This window comes from Micromonospora sp. IBSANI012, assembly GCF_052814045.1.
Genome location: NZ_CP199933.1, coordinates 2709768 through 2725089, shown reverse-complemented (window position 1 = coordinate 2725089; position 15322 = coordinate 2709768). Strand labels below are relative to the sequence as shown.

Annotated in this window: 11 protein-coding genes; 3 read left to right on the top strand and 8 right to left on the bottom strand. The window is 69.5% G+C overall.

Translation table 11 applies throughout. The annotated features are described in order from the left end of the window. Positions 1-4: 4 nt before the first annotated feature. Positions 5-1120 (bottom strand): DegT/DnrJ/EryC1/StrS family aminotransferase, encoded by a 1116-nt coding sequence (locus tag ACTWM8_RS12510; RefSeq protein ID WP_446213954.1) that lies wholly within the window; start codon positions 1118-1120, stop codon positions 5-7. Positions 1121-1601: 481 nt separating this feature from the next. Between ACTWM8_RS12510 and ACTWM8_RS12505 the strand changes: the two genes are divergently transcribed. From ACTWM8_RS12505 to ACTWM8_RS12495, 3 genes are read left to right on the top strand one after another with little or no spacing between them, the layout of a single operon-like run. Then, positions 1602-2579: a thiamine pyrophosphate-dependent dehydrogenase E1 component subunit alpha gene (locus ACTWM8_RS12505; RefSeq protein WP_446213953.1), complete on the top strand. Its 978-nt coding sequence runs from the start codon at positions 1602-1604 to the stop codon at positions 2577-2579. Continuing rightward, complete coding sequence (locus tag ACTWM8_RS12500) at positions 2576-3586, top strand: alpha-ketoacid dehydrogenase subunit beta (RefSeq protein WP_446213952.1); 1011 nt, start codon at positions 2576-2578, stop codon at positions 3584-3586. Before ACTWM8_RS12505 ends, ACTWM8_RS12500 begins: the two co-directional genes overlap by 4 nt. A 24-nt stretch (positions 3587-3610) precedes the next feature. Next, the gene (locus ACTWM8_RS12495; protein WP_446213951.1) at positions 3611-4738 is read left to right on the top strand and encodes a biotin/lipoyl-containing protein; all 1128 of its coding nucleotides are present in this window, start codon (positions 3611-3613) and stop codon (positions 4736-4738) included. Between the two features lie 25 nt (positions 4739-4763). Here the strand turns inward: ACTWM8_RS12495 and ACTWM8_RS12490 are convergent, their stop codons facing one another. The 7 genes from ACTWM8_RS12490 to ACTWM8_RS12460 all read right to left on the bottom strand — a co-directional run bounded on the left by ACTWM8_RS12490 (position 4764) and on the right by ACTWM8_RS12460 (position 15067). Beyond that, positions 4764-5750, bottom strand: a complete 987-nt coding sequence (locus ACTWM8_RS12490; protein WP_446213950.1) for a glycosyltransferase — start codon at positions 5748-5750, stop codon at positions 4764-4766. Between the two features lie 134 nt (positions 5751-5884). Then, positions 5885-9070, bottom strand: a complete 3186-nt coding sequence (locus ACTWM8_RS12485) for a DUF4082 domain-containing protein (protein WP_446213949.1) — start codon at positions 9068-9070, stop codon at positions 5885-5887. Positions 9071-9271: 201 nt separating this feature from the next. Continuing rightward, the gene (locus ACTWM8_RS12480; protein WP_446213948.1) at positions 9272-10474 is read right to left on the bottom strand and encodes a hypothetical protein; all 1203 of its coding nucleotides are present in this window, start codon (positions 10472-10474) and stop codon (positions 9272-9274) included. Between the two features lie 46 nt (positions 10475-10520). Continuing rightward, positions 10521-11324 carry a glycosyltransferase family 2 protein gene (locus tag ACTWM8_RS12475; RefSeq protein WP_446213947.1) on the bottom strand — a complete coding sequence of 268 codons (804 nt, stop codon included), beginning with the start codon at positions 11322-11324 and terminating at the stop codon, positions 10521-10523. A gap of 14 nt (positions 11325-11338) precedes the next feature. Further along, positions 11339-12814 (bottom strand): oligosaccharide flippase family protein, encoded by a 1476-nt coding sequence (locus ACTWM8_RS12470; protein WP_446213946.1) that lies wholly within the window; start codon positions 12812-12814, stop codon positions 11339-11341. After that, positions 12811-14040, bottom strand: a complete 1230-nt coding sequence (locus ACTWM8_RS12465; RefSeq protein ID WP_446213945.1) for an O-antigen ligase family protein — start codon at positions 14038-14040, stop codon at positions 12811-12813. The genes ACTWM8_RS12470 and ACTWM8_RS12465 overlap by 4 nt, the downstream gene beginning before the upstream one ends. Before the next feature lie 112 nt (positions 14041-14152). After that, positions 14153-15067: a hypothetical protein gene (locus ACTWM8_RS12460; RefSeq protein ID WP_446213944.1), complete on the bottom strand. Its 915-nt coding sequence runs from the start codon at positions 15065-15067 to the stop codon at positions 14153-14155. Between the last annotated feature and the right edge of the window lie 255 nt (positions 15068-15322).

The following is a 15322-nucleotide window of genomic DNA, read 5'->3' as shown; positions in this document are numbered from 1 at the left end:
CGAGCTATGCCACTGACCGCAGCGCGGCGGCGAGCTCGAGCGCGACGGTTGCCTGCTGGTCGGCGGTGATCTGCGGGAACAGCGGCAGCGACAGGATCTCTGTGGCGGCCCGCTCGGCGTGCGGGAAGCTGCCAGGGCCGTACGGCAGGTCCGCGAACGCCGGCGTCAGGTGGATCGGACAGGGGTAATGGATGCCGGCGCCGACGCCGGCCTCGTTCAGCCGCCGCAGGACCTCGTCGCGGCGCCCGGCACCCCCGGGGATCCGCACCACGTAGAGGTGCCACACGTGCTCGTTCCCGGCGAGGACGACCGGACGCGTCACCTCGAGGGGCGCAAGCAGTTCGTCGTAGCGGGCGGCGGCGGCGCGCCGGGCGTCGTTCCACGCGGCCAGGCGGGTCAGCTTGGCCCGCAGCACCACCGCCTGCAGCGCGTCGAGCCGGCTGTTGACCCCGATCATCTCGTGGACGTACTTCACCAGGCCACCGTGGCTGCCGAGCGTACGTACCACCGTGGCGAGGCCGGGATCGTCCGTCAGCACCGCTCCGGCATCGCCGTACGCCCCCAGGTTCTTGCCGGGGTAGAAGCTGGTGGCCGCGACACCCCCGGCGCCGGCACCGGCACCGTTGCGGGTGGCACCCTGGCACTGCGCGGCGTCTTCCACGGTCGCGACGCCGCGGCCGGCGAGTCCGGCGCGCAGCCGGTCCACCGGGGCGAGCTGCCCGTAGAGGTGGACGGGGACCACCGCTCGGGTGGCCGGGCCGACGGCGGCCAGGGCCGCGTCGACGTCGATGAGGTAGGTCGCCGGGTCGATGTCGACGAGGACGACACGCGCACCGACCCGGGCCACGGCCTCGGCGGTCGCGACGAACGTGTTGGCCGGAAGCGCCACCTCGTCGCCGGCCCGCACTCCGGCTGCCCGCAGGGCGAGTTCGACCGCGTCCGTGCCGTTGGCGACACCGACGCAGTGCTGGACGCCCGAGTACGCGGCGAACTCCCGCTCGAAGGCCGCGACCTCCTCGCCTCCGACGAAGGCCGTGTTCTCGATGACGCGCTTGAAGCCGGTGCTGACATCCTCGGCCACTTCGGCATGGGCGGCCCGCAGGTCGACGAGTGGAATCATCTGGCGCTACTCCATCTGCCGCGATCGCGGCGAGCAGGGGTCGATCAGCGACCGGGCGGAACCCAACGGTGGCCGGACGGCCCACAGCCTCGGTCGGCGAACGGTCGGTGCGGATGGCGATCGGTGCGGATCCGTTTCGGCACCGCCCAACTGGCAGGCAAGCTACCAAGTGGGGCATTCGACGGCTGGGTCCTGACGGGTATCCGGCAGAACCGTTTTCGTCACGCCCATACCGTACTGACTGGGTTAGTGTGCCAGCGACGGCGACACGCTGGAGCCGCCGCACGGCCAGGGGCAGCTGTCCATTCAGACGGATTACCTCGATCCACGTCGACAGGGGATGGATAAAGGTTTCTCCTTCTCCAAGACGAAGCCCGGTAACGTGGCCGCGGCAGGCCCGGGTCATTGCGGACCATGGCACGGAGCGTGCAGTGCTGAAAAAGGAAGGCGGACAGTGTCGACGGCAACCACGTGGCGCGGCGTGAAGCTGGCCGAACCTGATCTCTGGCCGGCGGCTGGCGCTGATCGCACCACCTCCCCGTACGTCCCGGGTCCTATCGACGAACGGCTCACCGGCTTGCCCGGCGAATCCGACGAGCGTCGGCTCTACCGGCGCATGCGTTTTATCCGCCGCTTCGAGGAAACACTGCTCTCGCTCTTTGAAGAGGGCGTCCTGAATGGCACGACACACGCGTGTATCGGTCAGGAGGCCGACGCCGTAGCGGTGATGGAGCACCTGGTCGAGGAGGACCACGTGTTCAGCAATCACCGGTGTCACGGTCACTACCTCGCCCGCACCGGCGACGCCCTGGGGCTGCTCGCCGAGATCATGGGCAAGGAAGCCGGTGTCTGTCGAGGTATCGGCGGTAGCCAGCACATCTGCGCGCCCGGATTCAAGTCCAACGGCGTCCAGGGCGGCATCGTGCCGGCCGCCGCGGGGATCGCCCTCGCCGGCCAACTGGACGGCGGCCGCCGGGTGAGCGTCGTGTTCATCGGCGACGGCACCCTGGGCGAGGGGTTGCTCTACGAGACGTTGAACATCGCCGCGCTCTGGCGGCTGCCGCTCCTCGTGGTCTGCGAGGACAATCGGTGGGCGCAGAGCACGCCGATCGGGACCAACCTCGCGGGCAGCATGCCGGGCAGGTTCGAGGCCTTCGGCATTCCGGTACGCGAGGTCGACAGCACCGACGTGATGGAGTTGCGCGAGGCCGCCGGGGCGGAAGTCGACGCGGTACGCGGCGGAGCCGGTCCCCGGGTCCTGCTGATCCACACCTACCGGCTGTGCCACCACTCCAAGAGCGACGACGAACGCCCCGCCGAGGAGATCGCCACCCGGTGGGCCGTCGAGCCGTTGCTGGTCCACGGTCGCCGGCTCGGCGACGACGAACGGCGGATCGTCGACGGCGAGGTGGAGTCCGCGCTGGCACAGGTGGTCGCGACGGCGAGGGCGCTGCCGTGATCTTCGCCAAGGAGCTGAACGAGACGCTCCGTACCTGCCTCACCGCCGACCCCCGGGTGCTCGTGCTCGGCGAGGACATCGCCGACCCGTACGGCGGAGCGTTCAAGGTGACGCGAGGGCTTTCCACCGCCTTTCCCGACCGCGTCCGCACGACGCCGATCAGCGAGGGAGCGATCGCCGGGATCTCCGCCGGGCTGGCGCTGGCCGGCTACCGGCCCATCGCCGAGATCATGTTCGGTGACTTCCTCACCCTCGTCTTCGATCAGGTCGTCAACCACATCGCCAAATACCAGGCGATGTACGCCGACCAGGCGACCTGCCCGGTAATCGTGCGCGCCCCCTCCGGCGGCCACCGGGGATACGGTCCGACGCACAGCCAGAGCCTGGAGAAGCACTTCCTCGGCGTGCCGCATCTGCGGGTGGTCGCCGCGTCGCTGGTGCACGATCCCCGGACGGTCTTCGATGAGTTCCTCACCCAGGACAGCCCGGTCCTCTACGTGGAGCACAAGCTGCTCTACCCGCAGCACCTGACCGTGCCCCGGAACGGTCGGTGGGGAGACCTGCTGGCGACGCAGGACGCCAGTCCCGGCATGCTGCCGACGGTGTGCCTCTCCGCGGTGCCCCGCGAGGATTGTGCGGTGACGATCCTGGCCTATGGATACCAGGCCATGCTCGCCGCGAAGGTGGTCGAACGGCTCGCCGTCGAGGAAGAGATCTTCGTCGAGCTGCTGGTGCCGGCTCAGCTCGCTCCGATGGACTGGGCGCCGGTCGAGCGCTCCGTCGGCGTCACCGGACGGCTCGTCACCGTGGAAGAGGGCAGCGGCGGTTGGTCGTGGGGCACCGAGGCCGCCGCGACGATTTCCCGCCGGCTGTTCCGGGAGCTGCGTTCCCCCGTCGACGTCGTGGCCAGCGAGCCCACCGTCATCCCGTCAGCCAAGGCCAAGGAGAGCCGGGTCCTGGTCGGCGCGGGCCAGATCGAGGCGGCTCTGCGCGCCGCGGCCGGCTGAGCCAGGGCCCGCTAAGGAGAGAGTGTGAAGCCGGTAATCGTACCCACCAGCGACGTCAACAGTGAGCACGGCGTGCTCGTGGCATGGTTCGTCGACGACGGAGCCAAGGTGGAAGCGGACACCCTGCTTGCCGAGGTCGAGACCAGCAAGGCGGTGCTCGAGGTCGTCGCTCCCGAGGCCGGCATCGTCCTGCAGCTGGCCGAGCGACTGCGGGAGGTCCCCCTCTCCGAGCCGATCGCCATGCTCTTCGAGACGTCGGCCGACCTCGCCGAGTACGTGCGGGAGCGCGAGACGCGAGCGGCGGCCGCGGCTGAGGCGCCGGCACCCGTCCGGGCGAGCGTCAAGGCCGTGCAGCGGGCCGCGGAGCTGGGCGTCGACCTGGCTACCCTCCAGCTGGGACGGCTGATCACCGTCAAGGACGTGGAGGCGGCCGCCCGCGAGGCCGGCGTCGGCTACGACGCCCTCCCGGCGCCGCTGGCGGCCGAGCCCGGGGTGCAGCGCATCCTGCTCATCGGCGGGGCGCTGGGCGCCACCCAGGTCATCGACATCCTGGCCGGATCCGCGACGCAGCGGTCCGTCGCCATTGTGGACGACGACCCGCAGCGGTGGGGTGCCGACGTGCACGGCGTGCCGATCGTCGGCGGAACGGATCGCCTCGTCGCGCTCTTCGCCGAGGATGCCTACGACGCCGCGATCATCGCGATCGGCACCTCCGTGGAGACCCGACGCCGCTTCCGCGAGATGTGCGCGCAGGCCGGGATCCCCCTGGCGAACGCCATCGATCCCACCGCCAAGATCGCTACCGACGTGGTCCTCGGGCAGGGGAACATCATCTGCGCCTTCGCGCACCTCGGCACCGGTGTGCGGATGGGAGACAACAACTTCCTCTCCGCCTACAACTCGTTCGACCACCACAGTCGGATCGGCTCCGACAACGCGACCGGCCCGTCCTGTGTCTCGTCGGGCAAGGTGACGGTGGGCGACCGGGTGCGGCTCGGCACCGGCATCTTCATCGAGCCGAACGTCGTCCTGGGTGACGGGGTGGTGGTCGCCTCCGGCGCGGTGATCGTCCGATCGGTGCCGGCCGAGCACGCCGTCAAGACGAAGGTCGTCACCACGACGGTGGTGCCGCCGCGCCGGCCCGGACGGTAGCGCCGCCCGGACCGGGGGTGGTCCGTCAGATGCCGCGCCGCTTCCAGGACTGCCACCAGAGCCACTCCCGGCCCTTGGCGGCGACCGCGGTGAGCACCAGCGGCTGAAGGTACGGCATCACCGTCGGCCCGATCCGCTTCCGGATGCGCAGGCCGCGGTACTCCGGCAGCGCGCGGTACTCCGGCCAGCACTCCGCGGCGAACGCGATCAGCTCACCCTCGGGCACGCTCGCGGTGCGCCCCCGGTCGTAGGCCCGCACCGCGCGCCGCAGGGCGTGGCGGGCGAGGCGCCGGCGCACCATCGCGTCGAGCCGGTCGGCGCCGGGCAGCAGATCGCCGCAGCGCCGCACCACCGCGTCGTACGCGGTCCTACGCTGGCGCAGGTCGTCCAGTTGGCCGGCGTAGTCCGTCTGCGACATGTTCGCGCCGTGCAGGCGGTAGTACGCCTGGTCCGCCCCGCGCACATAGCCGACGTCGGCGTGCGCGGCCAGCCGCATCCACATCTCGATGTCGCCGGCGTGCGGCAGTTCGGGATCGTAGCCCCCCACCTTGCGCTGCAGATCCGTACGCACCACGACCTCCGGCGAGGTGATGCAGCCGGTGGCCTCGCGGAACCGTCGCTCCAGCCACCAGTGCCCGGGCCAGACGGTGTGGCCCAGGTCGCGGGTGCGGGCCGGCGGCGGCGGACCGGGGTGGGTGAAATGCACCGGGTGCCCGTAGACGAAGCCGACGTTCGGGTTGGCGTCCAGCACGCCTGCCGCCCGGGTCAGTGCGCCCGGCGTCAGGAGGTCGTCGGCGGAGAGCAGCACGGTGTAGTCGCCGTCGGCCCACTCCAGCAGGCCCTCGTTGTAGGTGGCGATGTGGCCACGGTTGGTCTCGTGGACCCGGACCTCGACCCGTGGGTCCGCCGCCGCGATGGCACGCGCCTTCTCTGCTGACGCGTCCGGCGAGGCGTCATCGATGATGAGCACGCGTACGTCGACGTCAGGCTGGTTGTCGAGCACACTGCTCACGCATGCCTGGAGATAGTCCCCGTACCGGTAGCACGGAATAACCACACTGACCGTACTCACTGACACCCTTTCGTTGGCCCGTCCGCGCCCGGTGCCGCGGGCCCGCACCGGTACCGGCGCGGGCCCGCGGCCGTTCACGGAGTCGTCGTGAAAACCACATCAACCCAGTAGTTCGCCGCATTCCAGGAGGAGGTCGGGAAGGCGACACCGGAGCTGGCTCGGAAGAGGCCGTTCCCGCCGTTCGGTGAGTCGGCCACCGCCGTCAGCGGGTAGGAAACCGTCGGTTGGGTGAACTGGTTGCCCGTATAGGCGTAGCGACCCACCTCCGTGTGGTACGAGACCACGTACGGTGTGTTGGCCGTGATGGCGACCGGCTGGTCGAACAGCAGCGTCTGCCAGCCGCTGCTGCTCTCGTTCGTGAAGGTCCCGGTGGCGAGTTGCGCGCCGGTGTTCGACCAGAAGGCGCCGGTGTGCGTGCCGGTGTTGGCGCTGCCCTTGTAGAACCGCACGCCCGTCACGTAGCCGTCGAGTGCCGAGGTGAACCGCATGCCCAGCTCCAGGGAGTTCACCTCGGCGGCGTTGGGGATCGCCGGTACCACGGAGTCGTTCCAGACCGAGCAGGGGCAGCTGACCGACGTGCCGGTGGTGAAGGTCCAGGTGTACGGCGCCGCCATCGTGTTGCCCCACGCGTCGGTCGCCCGCACCGAGGCGGTGTAGGTCGTCGACGGGGTCAGGGCGTGCTGCGGCTGGATGGTCAGCTTGCGCGTGGCGTTGTCGTAGCGGAAGCCGGCCGGGACGGAACCGCCGCTCGAGGTGAGCGAGTACTCGATGCTCTGCGGGTCGACGTCGTGGCTGAAGGTCGCGGTCGGCGTGGCATTGAGCCCGACATCGGACGCGCCCGCTGCGGGGGTCTTCGCGGTGATCGTCGGTGGCTCGGTCTCCGCCCCCACCGTGTCGACGAGGACGTCGACCCAGTAGTTCGTGTTGTTCCAGCTCAGGTTCGGGAAGCCCCCGCTCGAGCCGTACCGGTAGACGCCGTTCGCGCCGTCCACCCCCGACTGCAGCAGCCGTACGGCCGACAGCCCCGCGCCCTGGTTGGCGAAGTAGTTGCTGGTGTACGAGTAGTGCCCGGTGGGCGTGAAGTACGACGCCACATAGGTGGTGTTGGCGGCGACCGGCACGGGATTGGCGAAGGTCAGCGTCTGCCAACCGCTCGCGGTTTCGTTGGTGAACGTACCGGATGCGAGCAGTTGGCCCGACGCGGTCCACAGCTTCCCGACGTGCGTGCCGGTGTTGGTGCCGGCCTTGTAGAACTTGACGCCGGTGACCAGGCTTGGCGCGCCGACCCGGAACTTCACCCCGAGCTCGTTCGGTGAGGCGTCGAAGGAGTCGATTCCGGTCGGCACGGCGGTGGCCGGAAAGGCCGTGCAGGGGCACTGCTGCGGTCCGACGGTCACGCTCCGGGTGGTGACCGCCCCGATGTTGAGGCTGTCGTCGGAGGCCCGCACCTTGATCTGCGCGGGGCCCTGGACGCTCGGGGTCCAGGTGTAGGACCAGTTCCCCTGCCCGGTGGCCGCCGCCCAGGTGTTGCCGCCGTCCGTGGAGACCTCCACGCGGCCCAGCTGGCCGCCGCCGACCTCCGTCGCAGTCCCGGTGACGGTCACCGGCGTCAGGACCGCCAGGGTGCTACCGGCCGCCGGCGCGGTCATGGTCACCGCCGGTCCCGTGGTGTCGGTGGACCTGGTGGCGGCGACCAGGTTGGCCTGCCGGGTCAGCGGCTGGGCATCCATGTCGGCGAGCAGGTTGACGGTCGCCTGCTGCATGCGCTGATCCTCGGTGCTGGGCAGCATTGTGTGCAGGCTGCTGAGCCCCCACGACCACTGCACAGTGCCGGCGCCGAAGACCAGGGCCCGGGAGGACTGGTCGCGATAGGCCACCAGGCTGTGCGTGGCCGTGCCGTTCCCGTAGTTGTTCCCTTCGTCCAACAGCAAGTTGCCGTCGGTGATGGCGAGCGTCGTCGAGGAGAAGGAAACCGCGCCCGGCGGGCGGACCGAGTTCTCGACGTCGGAGTCCCACTCGTAGCCGAGCGTGCCGACGGGGAACGTGGCCACCTGCCCGGGTGCCAGGTTGTTGATGGACGGGATGTTCCGCCACAGGCGGAGGTTCCGGTACGCGGCCGGGACGGTGATCGCGTCATTGCGGTAGCCGTTGACGGTGAAGATGGTCCCGGTGAGCTGGTTGGGCGGGGTGGCACCGCCGGAGCCGGCACCCACCGAGTCGACCCAGGTGCCGGTCCACTGCCCGCTCGGGTCCGCGATCCCGTTCGGCGGGTTCTGCCGCATCTTGGTCATCTTGTAGCAGACGAGGGTGCGGTTGTCGCCGCCGCCGGCGACGGAGGGCTCCAGCCGGGTGCGCCAGAAGATCTCGTTGCCGCTGAAGAAGGCCAGGTTGACGCCGGCCTCGCGGGCGGCGACCACGTTGTTCCACTGGGCCTGGTTCCAGTACTCGTCATGCCCGGAGGACATGAAGACCTTGTGGTCGAGCAGGCTCGACGGCTTGGTGCTCACGTCGATGCTCGAGGCGTAACTGACGTCGTACCCGTTGCGCTCAAGCCAGTAGATCATCGGGTACTCGGCCGAGAGAACGCCGTTGTCGCCGGCGATCCGCATGGGACGGTTGTAGCTCACCTTGTAGGCCCGGCCGTCGTACGCCGGCCCGCCCCCACCGTAGAAGTCCTGGCCGCCCCAGTCGTTGTACGCCTGCCAGGTCTGGTCCGAGGTCTGCACCAGGATGTCGGAGTGGTTCGACGCGTCCGCGACGACGAACGGCACGTGCGCGAAGCCGGCGCCGTTCGGCTGGTCGAGCGTCGCGAGATAGACCCCGGAGACCGCGTCGGACGGCACGGTCCAGGTCACGTTGGTCGTCCAGTTGCCGCAGTCCACCAGGCCGGTGCCCGCGTCGTGCAGGCACGCCGGCTGGGTCCGGGCGGGGAAACTGCTCGCCGGTGAGGTCGGCATCCGCCGAGCACCGTCACCGCCGTAGTAGCCGAGCCGGTAGACGTCGACGTCGAAGGTGGTCGGGGACTGCACCTTCAACTGGAGCGTCTCGCCCGGCTGCACGCTCATCCGGGTGGCGAATCCCTCGATATCGCCCCAGGCGCTTTCGCCGTACCAGTCGTCGCGCGGCGTGCCCGGTTTGGAGTTTTCACAGACAATGGGGTTGGAGCCGGTGCCACAAGGATCGGACACGGCGGAACTCGCTGACGCGGGAATCAGCACCAATGCTGCTCCCATGGCCGCCACCACGGCGGCCCGAAACACCCGAGACCTCATACGTTTCGCCTGCTTCAGAAGAATGGCCGCCGGACGGTATTGAGAGTACGTGCACGCCAGGGAGATACCAGATCTGCAGGTGTCGGCTACTCGCACCGATCGGACAGTCTCTCGCCGCGCGCAGGCCGACGATCGTTCCCGCCGCGCAGCCATTCGGCTCGACGCGCATCGCCGACCGGGCGGGTCCGATCACGACGGTCGTGGCACGGCCTCATCCGAGGGCGTTCCGTCGATCGAACCCACCACATTGTTGGACCATTGCGCGAACCTGGCCTTGCACTCCGATCGGCACTGACTGGCGTGTTCCCAGTGCGTCGGACCGAAGACATTGTCGTGGAGCCGCAGGCCGATTCCGTCCTGGGCGTACAGGCCGAATGCACCGAGCGAGATGAAGCTGTCGCGCACCAGGTAATTGCGCAAGGTGGAGCCGCCCTGACTCTGCGTGAACAATACCGCGGTTATCGCCTTCCAGTAGCCCGGCACCTCCTTTCCGGTGAAGGCGTCGACCCCCGGCTCGAGGCGGCTGTTGCTGATCGTCACCGGCCCACTGCCGCCGTACGGGAAGACGCCGCCGGTGTGCGCCCGCGACGGGTCGGCGAGGTGGGCGATGTAGTTGTCGTGGAGCCAGCTCCGCTCGATGGTGACGTTCGCTCCGCACAGGCACATGCCGCCGCTGTTCGCCACATCCACACCGCTGATCCGGATCGTGCAGGTGGCACAGTCGTTGATCGCGTGATCGGTCAGCGCGGCGTTCTGTTGCCCGCTGCCGACCGGCTCCGGCCGGATGGTCGTGTTGCTGATGTTCAGGGTGAGGCGGCCGGCCGAGTTGGCGTTGACCAGGATGGCCCGGTTGGCCGAGCCCGGCGGAGGAGCGATGATCGAGTTCGTGATGTTGACCGTGCCGTGGCAGTCCGTGCCGATGTAGATGAAGGCGCGGAAGTAGATCCGGTCGAGATTGACCGTGCCCGCGCAGTCGTACAGGTCCCACTCCTTGCTGGCCTGGTCGTGCGGTTCATACACCCGGTAGCCGCGCGGCACGGGCAGCTGGCTGTCCGACTGCCGGTAGGGCCCGACGCCCGGCGCGCCGACCGAGAAGCGGGCGGGATACCGGCCACCACCGGTGGGGTCCGCGGCCCGCGGCGCGGTGGAGGCAGGTGCGGCGCCCGTCGCGGTGGCGGTCGGGGCGGGGGTCGCCTCGGCGGTGGTGGTCGGGGCGGGCGTGGCCCCGGCGGCAGCGGTCGCCGCGGCGCACTCCGCCGGGGTCGCGCAGCCGGTGCGGTCAGCCGCATCGCGGTCCAGGGCCACCACCGCCACGGCGATACCGACCAGGAGCGTGCCGGCCACGGCCAGGATCGGCCAACGCCGGACGGCGCTGCGCCTCTTGCCGGGCATCGACTCTCGACCTCCTTCCGGCGGGGCGGTGCCGCGCCGAACCGAACTACGTCAGTTCCCAGGCCGTCCAGTAGCTGTTCGGGTTGATCACGTAGTCGACCGTCGGCTCGGGAATGTGCTCCACCCGGTGCCGTCGGCTGAACCGGTAGATCAACTCCCAGTCCTCCTTCGGCGCCACCGTCGAACTGCGGCGCAGCCGGCTGAACACCAGGTCGGACGACCGTCTCGCCACGAAGGGGTTGGAATCCAGGAAGCACCTCTCCCAGGCGAGCTTGCGGTCGAACGGCACGGAGAGGACGTCCCGTTGCCGCCCGTCCGGCGTCACCCGGCGCATCGCGGTGTAGACCCCGTCCGGCCGCTGGCGCGACGGGTCGTCGCCCTGCAGTCGCGCGAGCGCAGTCTGCAGATGATGCGGGTGCCAGACGTTGTCGTCGTCGAGGAATGCCACGAATTGGGAATCCGTCAGACCCATCCCGATGTTACGGCTGATCCCCAGCACGTTGATGTTGCGGCGCAGGCTGACCACGTGCAGACGGGGGTCGGCCGGCAGTTCGAGGAGCTGACCGCCGCCGTCGTCGACCACGATGACGACATGGTCGGTCACGGTCTGCGCCAGCACCGACTCGACCGCCCGCCGCAATCCGTCCGGCCGCTTGTACGTCAACACGATCGTCGCCACCAGGGCACGAGGCTTGACGCCGCCGGGCAGCGTGGCCAGCAGCCGGGCGATCTCGGACCGTTCGAACCGGTAGAGCCCGACCGCGGTGTGACCGAGCAGTACCTTGTTGCGCAGCTCCTCGAGGGGCAGCCAGCCAAAGTTGGCGCGCAGGCGCCGCTTCACCCAACCCATCTATGAGTCTCCACTCAACTCGTTGCGACCGTTGCCAGCGGCTGCTCACCGTCACGGTCCGCCTCGCGGCCGGGTTGCGACCGGTCCGCCCAGCCTTTCCGCAGCAGAGGCAGGACGAAGGGCAGATACACCGACAGGGCGACCAACCCGATGACCGCCAGCGAGAGGAAGCCACCACCGAGGACGAGGTGCATCCCCCAGGCCAGGGCGCCCATCATCACCCCGCCGAGCACCGGCCGGACGCAGGCGCGCAGCATCAGCGCGGGTAGGATGCCCAACCGGGACAGCACCACGACGAAGACCGGCGCGACGAGCAGACCGGCAACCACCACCTGCCCGGCGGCCACGCCCGCGATACCGAACGAGTGGGCGAACAGCAGGAGCACCGGCGTGAGGCTGAACAGCCACCAGGCCTGCATCACCATCAGGGTCTTGCGCAGGCGGGTGGCCAGGCAGTCGTACGCCAGGTCGACGGCGACCCGGATCAGGCCCAGCGCCGCCAGGAACTGCAGGGACACGGCCGCCCCGGCCCACTGGTCGCCGTACACCAGCCGGATGACCGGGTCGGCGAGCACCCCCAGCAGCACGCAGAACGGCACCGCGGCGGCCAGCACCACGGCCAGCGCCCGCTGGAAGCTGGCGGCGAACGCCTCCGGAGAGTCCGCGAGGCGGGAGAAGCCGGCGTAGGACACCCGGCGCACGGTGTCCGACACGATCCGGACCGGCCAGCTCGACATGTTGAACGCCATCGCGTACAGGCCGAGCGCGGCCGGACCGAGCACCGAGCTGACGACGACCGAGTCGACGTTGACGATGCCGAGGGTGAGCAGACTCGCGGAGGCCAGGGGAAGCCCGAACCGCAGCAGCCGCACGGCCTGGGTCCGGTCCCAGCCGAACCTCAGCATGTCCGGGGCGCAGAGCGCGAACCCGACCAGCGCCACGATGTTGCCCGCGAGCGAGCCCCACGCGAAGGCCATCGCCCCCATTCCGGTGGCGGCCAGGGCGAACGTGACGACAGTGTTCACGAGGAAGTTGGCGATGTCGACAACGGTGCGCCTGAACTGCTGGAACTCGCGGTTCAGCTTGCCGATCGGCACACAGGCGATGCCGTCGATGACCACGGTGAGGCAGAGCAGCCGCAGCATCGCCGTCGCCTCGGGCGACCCCAGCAGGCGCGCCACCGTCGGCGCCGTGACGAAGAGCAGGAGATAGAAGGCGCTGCTGGAGAGGGTCGACAACGTCAGGACGGTCGGCGCGAACCGCCTGATGTCGCCGTCCCAGCGCACGAGGGCCAGGCTGACGCCCATCTCGTTCAGGGAGAGCAGCATCGCCAGGACCAGCAACCCGACGGCGTAGAGCCCCCACTCGTACGGCCCGAAGAAGAGCCGCGCCAGCACGACGCCGGTCGCGAAAGTGCCAACTCGACGCACGATGGTGTTGATCATGCTCCATCGGGTCGCCGCAGCGACCTTCTGATTCAGATCCGTCACGGAGCGGGATCTCCCCTCTGGAGCTCCTCGGTGCGGGCGATGCCGAGGTACGCGCCCGAAAGACCGAGGAACAGGAAGGTCGTCCCGGCCACCATCGGGAAGCTAAGCGTGTCGAAGGTGAAGGTCACCACCAGCATCACGAATCCGACAGCTACGAAGGCCTGGCCGGTCTCCCGGCGGGCCGGATCGGTGAACCGTCGCCGGCCGGCGCCGCCGCAGTGCAGCATGGTGACGTAGACGAGAACGATGCTCACCACGCCGACCACGCCCACCTCCAGCAGGGCGAGGAGATACTGGTTGTCGGTGTAGCGGTACATCAACGGCAGGAAGGTGCCGAATCCCCGGCCGGTCCAGGGCCGCTCGGCAATGTAGCCGTTGACGCCCTCGCTCGTCGCGGTGCGGGACTGGGTGCTGTTGTCACCGCCGTTCAACAACGCGGTGAAGAGGCCGATGATCGTCACAGCGAGGCCGGGCATCGCCAGTCTGGCCACGGCCAGCGACGGCAGCACGGTGGCGAGCGTCCACCCGATCCGTCGCGCGTTCCAGGTCGGCAGGAGCACGAGCATCACCACGACCAGACCTACGACGGATGTCCGGGAGACGGTGGTGATGGCGCCCATGGCGATCAGCATGACCGGGAGCCAGCGCGAAAGCGCCCGGCGCTCTCCGCCGTGGAACGCCTGCTGGAGAGCGAACGGCAGTGCCAGAGCCATGACGGTGGCGAGTTCGAGGGTGTTCGCGGCGGTCGCGGTGGGCCGGACGAAGGCGCCCCTGGTGACCAGTTCCTGGGCGCCGCTCGACATCCCCGGGATCTGGATCCAGGCGGTCAGGCTCGTCCCCAGCACGAACTCGCCCAAGGCGACGACCGCGATGACGGTGCAGCACCGCACGAAGACCCGCATCAGCCGGTCGAGCTGGTCGTAGTTCCGAATCGATGTCGCGAGGAGCACGATGGACGTCCACACCAGGAGCTGTACCAGTCCCCGATCGGCTGCGCTCACCTCCAGCGGCTCCGCGTCCCGTCGAGCGGCGGCGATGTAGCTGAGCAACACGGCCACCGCGACCCCGAAGAGAGCGAGACGGGGCGCCCGGGTGAACGGCGCCGGCCGGGCCTGCCGCACCAGCCAACTGGCCAGGAACCACACCAGGCCGACGAGAACGAACAGGTTCGCCACCGTCCCGGTCGCCCCGATGCCCGGGAACACCAACCGGGACGGCACGAGCATCAACAGAATGACGTAGAGGGTGAGCAGCGAATGCGGTCCCAGGCCGGCAATCCGCTGCTGGGACAGGTAGACGCGGCTGGCTCGCCGCGGTGCCGGGACCGCAGGGTGGCGGCTAGCTTCCGTTAAGCCGGTCGACATTCTGCCCTCTGGGGTGGGACCTTTCGGCGGACCGGTACGTGGTGGACGACGCGCCCGGCGACGAGGACTTCCACGCCGTGCTCTCCGGCCTCGGGGCCGGGCCCTTCCCGGGCGGCAGGCGGAGGATCACCGTCTCGTCGGATCCGCCGGTGTGGCCGCGACCCTCGATGCCGTTGTTGACCACAGCGGGCTTGCTCTGGGCGGCACGGTCGTCCCGCACGAGGTTCGGCGGCTGCTGCGGATGCGGTGCCGGTGCCGGTCGGCCGGGCACACTGGCGGAGCCTTCGGCGGCGGGCGCCGCGGCGGCGGTGGCCAGGTCCTGACGTCGCCGGCGGGACCGCGCCAGGCTCTCCACCACGAAGGTCAGCAGCAGGGCGAGCGCGGTGGTGCCGCCGCCGGCCGCGATCACCACCTTGAGTTTGTCCTTGAGCTGCGGTTCCGGCTTCTGCGGCGGGATGATCTCCGTCATTCGCACCATGTCCTGCGACTTGACGCCGTTCTCCGCCTGGATCTCCGTGAGCTTGGCCTCGGCGTACCGCGCGATCGTCGCGGTCGATGCGAGCAGGTTGGCCTGATCCGTGCCCGTGACGGTGAAGGTCAGGAACGGACCCTGCGCTCCCTCGGCCAGCCCGACCTCGAAGTCCTCGGTCACCCCCATTCCGAGCAGCTCCGCCTGGGCGCCCGTGGACTGCAGGCTGCGACCGAGGAAGTCGGCGGTGGCGACGAGGGAACCGTTGAAGTTGAGGAACGGGTTGTCGTTGTTCTCGCCCGGCGTGGCGGCGTCGGTCGCGGCCGGCGAGCTGAGCAGGCTGACGGTGGTGGTCGACTGGTACGAGGTCGGCACCAGCACGAAGGCACCGACGCTGAGCCCTACCGCCAGGAGCATCATCGGCAGGAGGATGTACCAGCGGGCGCGAGCCACCGAGAGAATCTCGCCTAGGTCCACGACGCCCCTCCAACTTCTCTAGGACGTCAGTCGTCGCCACAATGAATGAGCTGCCCACGACACCGCGGACGATTCGGCGCCAAGGTCGAAGTCAAGCTATATGGACCGTAGGCACGAGGGCTACGGCCGATCCGGTCGAGTTGCTTGCTGCATTCGTCCATGCTTCGTGGCATCCTCCACGCCTGAGCCACCACACAG

Coding starts and splice junctions, on each gene's coding strand:
- ACTWM8_RS12465 (WP_446213945.1), bottom strand. CDS start 14,040: ATGCTCGTGCCGTCCCGGTTGGTGTTCCCGGGCATCGGGGCGACCGGG.
- ACTWM8_RS12510 (WP_446213954.1), bottom strand. CDS start 1,120: ATGATTCCACTCGTCGACCTGCGGGCCGCCCATGCCGAAGTGGCCGAG.
- ACTWM8_RS12460 (WP_446213944.1), bottom strand. CDS start 15,067: ATGATGCTCCTGGCGGTAGGGCTCAGCGTCGGTGCCTTCGTGCTGGTG.
- ACTWM8_RS12480 (WP_446213948.1), bottom strand. CDS start 10,474: ATGCCCGGCAAGAGGCGCAGCGCCGTCCGGCGTTGGCCGATCCTGGCC.
- ACTWM8_RS12475 (WP_446213947.1), bottom strand. CDS start 11,324: ATGGGTTGGGTGAAGCGGCGCCTGCGCGCCAACTTTGGCTGGCTGCCC.